Source organism: Thermomonas sp. LB-4 (genome assembly GCF_036409385.1).
Taxonomy (GTDB): domain Bacteria; phylum Pseudomonadota; class Gammaproteobacteria; order Xanthomonadales; family Xanthomonadaceae; genus Thermomonas.
In genome coordinates this window covers 1-4,101 of sequence record NZ_JAXOFT010000047.1, presented here as the reverse complement: position 1 = coordinate 4,101, position 4,101 = coordinate 1, and the positions used below count along the sequence as shown (strand labels likewise).

5 protein-coding genes are annotated in these 4,101 nt (G+C 57.7%); 4 read left to right on the top strand and 1 reads right to left on the bottom strand.

What is annotated here, in order from left to right:
• The first annotated feature begins 57 nt into the window (after positions 1-57).
• The 3 genes from SPK54_RS13505 (at position 58) to SPK54_RS13495 (ending at position 2,149) form a co-directional block, all read left to right on the top strand.
• Positions 58-438 (top strand): hypothetical protein, encoded by a 381-nt coding sequence (locus tag SPK54_RS13505; protein WP_330948389.1) that lies wholly within the window; start codon positions 58-60, stop codon positions 436-438.
• Positions 439-973: 535 nt separating this feature from the next.
• The gene (locus SPK54_RS13500) at positions 974-1,588 is read left to right on the top strand and encodes a cation transporter (RefSeq protein ID WP_330948388.1); all 615 of its coding nucleotides are present in this window, start codon (positions 974-976) and stop codon (positions 1,586-1,588) included.
• Between the two features lie 57 nt (positions 1,589-1,645).
• Complete coding sequence (locus SPK54_RS13495; protein ID WP_330948387.1) at positions 1,646-2,149, top strand: hypothetical protein; 504 nt, start codon at positions 1,646-1,648, stop codon at positions 2,147-2,149.
• A 100-nt stretch (positions 2,150-2,249) separates the two neighbouring features.
• Here the strand turns inward: SPK54_RS13495 and SPK54_RS13490 are convergent, their stop codons facing one another.
• Positions 2,250-2,510 carry a hypothetical protein gene (locus SPK54_RS13490; RefSeq protein WP_330948386.1) on the bottom strand — a complete coding sequence of 87 codons (261 nt, stop codon included), beginning with the start codon at positions 2,508-2,510 and terminating at the stop codon, positions 2,250-2,252.
• A gap of 964 nt (positions 2,511-3,474) precedes the next feature.
• Here SPK54_RS13490 and SPK54_RS13485 point away from each other — a divergent pair.
• On the top strand, positions 3,475-3,975 hold the full coding sequence (locus tag SPK54_RS13485; RefSeq protein WP_330948385.1) for a hypothetical protein: 501 nt from the start codon (positions 3,475-3,477) through the stop codon (positions 3,973-3,975).
• Positions 3,976-4,101 lie beyond the last annotated feature (126 nt).

The following is a 4,101-nucleotide window of genomic DNA, read 5'->3' as shown; positions in this document are numbered from 1 at the left end:
CGCCGGGCTCTCGGCTCTTAGGCTAGGGGAAACTGAAGACATAAGGCGTTAGGCCGCATGAGAATTTCCTCAATCGCCAACCTTCTTTCCGGTCAGTTGCCCGCGTCCGAGTTTTCGGCACAGATCGCGGAGGAACTGGCGGTGCATTCTCATGCACTAGCTCAGCGTGGCGCTTCGGCCGCTGTAGCGGTAACGGAGGACTTGGACATGGTGCTGGACCGTCCTGGCCTCGCATTTCTTTGTCGCTTGTTCGCGTCGGGGCAGCTGTCTGCGGCGGAACTTGCTTATACGGCTGATGCGCTACAACTTGCAGGGCGGATCACATTCTCGGATCCGTCCGTGGCAGATGATCTGGCGGAGTGCACTGACCCAGAGATCAACGGACCGTTGTCCACCGATCGTGCGCTGGAGCTTGCGGGCAGCGGGGCTGCGGCCTAACAATGCGTTCAAGCCGACACCGCTTCGTTACACCAAGCACATGGCAGGTACAGCTTGCCATGTGCTTGGCTCCACTACGCGGTGCGGCTTAACTTAGGTGTTAGGGCGCTAAATGGAGTTCACCGCAGACGAAGTCGAAGAGCGGCGGCCGCTTTGGAGCGCCCTTTCAGACCTGTACTTGGATACAGAGCCGGAATGGGAGCGGGTGGCTCGCGTGTGCGCCGCCTCTCGCTTCGGCTTGCCGGAGATCCAACGCATCCTGTTCGATGAGGTTCACCCGGTAGTCCACTGGAACCTCTGGGATACTGCAGGCGAGTGGCAGGGCTTCAACGAAGAATGGTTGGTGCAAGCGATTCTTCGCCGCAGGCCTCGTCCGCTATTCCGGCTTCCTTGGCCTGAGGGTCGTCGGTACCCTTGGCGTCAGCTTCAGCCGTACATCGTGGCGGCGCGTGACGGTTCGGGGCACGCGCCCTAACAATTCGTCCAAGCCGACGCCGCTTCGCGGCGCGGCTTAACTCAGGTGTTAGGTGCGCACATGGCAGACTGCGGCTGCGAGTTTGAAGCCAAGACAAAAGCAGAGTTGAGGGTTCTCCGAATTCTTCTCGGCATCAACGCGGTCATGTTCGCTGTTGAGTTCGCGGCTGGCTTGGTCGCAGAGTCGACCGGACTGCTCGCAGACTCGCTGGACATGCTTGCGGATGCCTTTGTCTATGGCATCAGCTTGTACGCCGTTGGTCGTGCTCTCTCGCTCAAGGCCCGCGCCGCCCGCACCAGCGGCTTCGTTCAAATCCTGTTAGGTCTCGGAGTTCTCGCTGAGGTCTGCCGCCGCTTCTTGCTCGGCAACGAGCCAGAGAGCGTTCTTATGCTCAGCTTCGGCAGTCTTGCACTTGTTGCAAATCTCACTTGCCTTGCTTTGCTCACAAAGCACCGCAAGGGTGAGGTTCACATGCGCGCTTCATGGATATTTTCAACCAATGACGTGCTGGCTAACCTCGGGGTCATTCTTTCCGGCATCTTGGTGGCGGTAACGGCCTCACACATACCAGATCTGGTTATTGGCCTGCTGATCTCGGCGTTGGTGGTCAGGGGCGGCCTTGCCATACTTCGTGAGGCAAAAGCGGCGTCCACAGATGGCGGTGAGCGCACCTAACAATTCATTCAAGCCGACGCCGCTTCGCGGCGCGGCTTAATTCAGGTGTTAGGCGTCATGACTATCTCTGTCGCAATTCAGCAAGCTTGGTTCACTGCGTGTGACGCTTACCAGCATGGACTGATCAACTCAGAGTGCACGCTGCACTCGCTTATCTATGCGGAGCTAAGGTCAAGGCTGCCGGATCACCTCATTCTTTGCGAGCCGCAGATCAATGTGGAGCGGCATGGCTGCTTTGTCCCGGACATTATTGTCCTCAAGGACCGCACCGTTGCAGCCATTGTGGAGCTAAAGTTTGTTCCCCACTACTACCCCGTCTTTGAGCTTGACTTGCGTAAGCTTGCGGTTCTTGCGGCATATGAGCAGAGTTTTCCACTGCTTCTAGATCCAGAGTCGGGGAGGTTCACACCAGACTCCTTTCGCGTCGGCTCAGATTGCATTTTAGTGTTCGCAGCCATCGGCCAGCATGATGCGGCTGCGGTTGATCTCCTGGGGCTAGGAGCAGCAATGGGACAGTTCGGCGAGCGTTTTGTGCCGCTAGTCCATGGAGTCGGCGGATAACGCCTAACAATGCGTTCAAGCCGAACGCGCTTCGCTCCACCAACAACATGGCAGGTAGAGCTTGCCATGTTGTTGGCTCCGCTACGCACGTCGGCTTAACTCAAGCGTTAGGTTGCATGTCAGACTTGCTCGTGACTTCCAGCGTCAACACCGGCTTCCCGCTAGCGTCGTGCAGCGTGCAGGTTTTGTCGCCGTCGTCAGTCCAGCGCATCGGGCCAATTTCAACATCCGCCGCCTTCTCGCCAAATGCCAATTCGTGCAACGCCAGCGCGTATTCCACCTCGCGCAGGCACGCCGTACGTCGCTCAATCGGCACGCGCAGCAAGTCGGCAACGCGGTCAATCTCGTATGTCGTTGGCATGTTCCAGTTCCTCGGCTTGCAACCTAACAATTCGTTCAACGCGACACCGCTTCGTAGCAGCGTCGCACCTGTAACCCCGCGCAGCGGTGCGCGTTAACTCAGGCGTTAGGCCGCATGAAAACTTACTGGCGCTCGCTCCTATTACTTCTAGCTCTCGCACCGTTCTCGGCAATGGCAGAGGTGTCAGACAAGGTGGCTACAGTTCCCCAGCTTTGGTCAACCGCGGTCTTAGCGGGCACTGCTGCGTTGCTAGCTGGTCGCTATCGCCTCCTCTTGGGCCTCTCTTTGCTCCCCGTGTCATTGTTCCTCGTCTTGGCTACCCTTGAGCCAATCAATGATCCATATGTGGGCCCCGCGGTCGTATCGGAGCTTGGCCATTCGTATGTTCTCGCGGGCTATGGTTCAGCGTTTACCCTGCTTGGGCTTCATGCGGTGGGTTTGTGGCTAGGTTGGCGGCGCAAACGCGCTGCGGCCTAACAATTCCTTCAAGCCGACGCCGCTTCGCGGCGCGGCTTAACTCAGGTGTTAGGCCGCATGAAAACTTACTGGCGCTCGCTCCTATTACTTCTAGCTCTCGCACCGTTCTCGGCAATGGCAGAGGTGTCAGACAAGGTGGCTACAGTTCCCCAGCTTTGGTCAACCGCGGTCTTAGCGGGCACTGCTGCGTTGCTAGCTGGTCGCTATCGCCTCCTCTTGGGCCTCTCTTTGCTCCCCGTGTCATTGTTCCTCGTCTTGGCTACCCTTGAGCCAATCAATGATCCATATGTGGGCCCCGCGGTCGTATCGGAGCTTGGCCATTCGTATGTTCTCGCGGGCTATGGTTCAGCGTTTACCCTGCTTGGGCTTCATGCGGTGGGTTTGTGGCTAGGTTGGCGGCGCAAACGCGCTGCGGCCTAACAATTCCTTCAAGCCGACGCCGCTTCGCGGCGCGGCTTAACTCAGGCGTTAGGCCGCACAAACCAACATGCTCGAATTCCGTGTAACCAAGTACAACCCAGCGCTTCGCGCTGAGAACGGTGCATATCTGGGTGACGACTGGACGGCTTTCAGCGACATTGGAGAAACGTTCAATGGCGTCGTACTGACGAATGAAGAATACGAGCGAGTGGAACGTGCATACGTAATGACTGCCTTGACGTTTCTTCAGGACTGTGGCGTTAGCTCGCTGACAGTCAGCGGACTTGAGAACCATTTTGAAACGCCACTTGCCCCCGCCAACGGGGAGCAGCTATCTCTTCCAAGAATAGCCACAACGCTTTCTTCTCTTCTGCGCGAGGACTTCTGGTGCAGGCTGGAAGGGCCAGATGCATTCATACATATTGGATGGGACTATTACATGTACATAGGCGTTCCGCACGCTAGTCTTGCCGCCGAGCAACTGGCTTCAAACTCAGGGTTGTTCGTAGAACCATTTGAATCGCCGTACAAAGAAGACGGGGAAGAGAGTGACGACAGTGCGGCCTAACAATTCGTTCAAGCCGAGCCCGCTTCGCGGTCTCGGCGCCACCCGGTTCGCCTTGGGCGGGCCGGCTTAACTCAGCAACTGTCTTGTGATCCAGCCGTTCAGGCCAAGAGCCTGCCATCTGCGCGC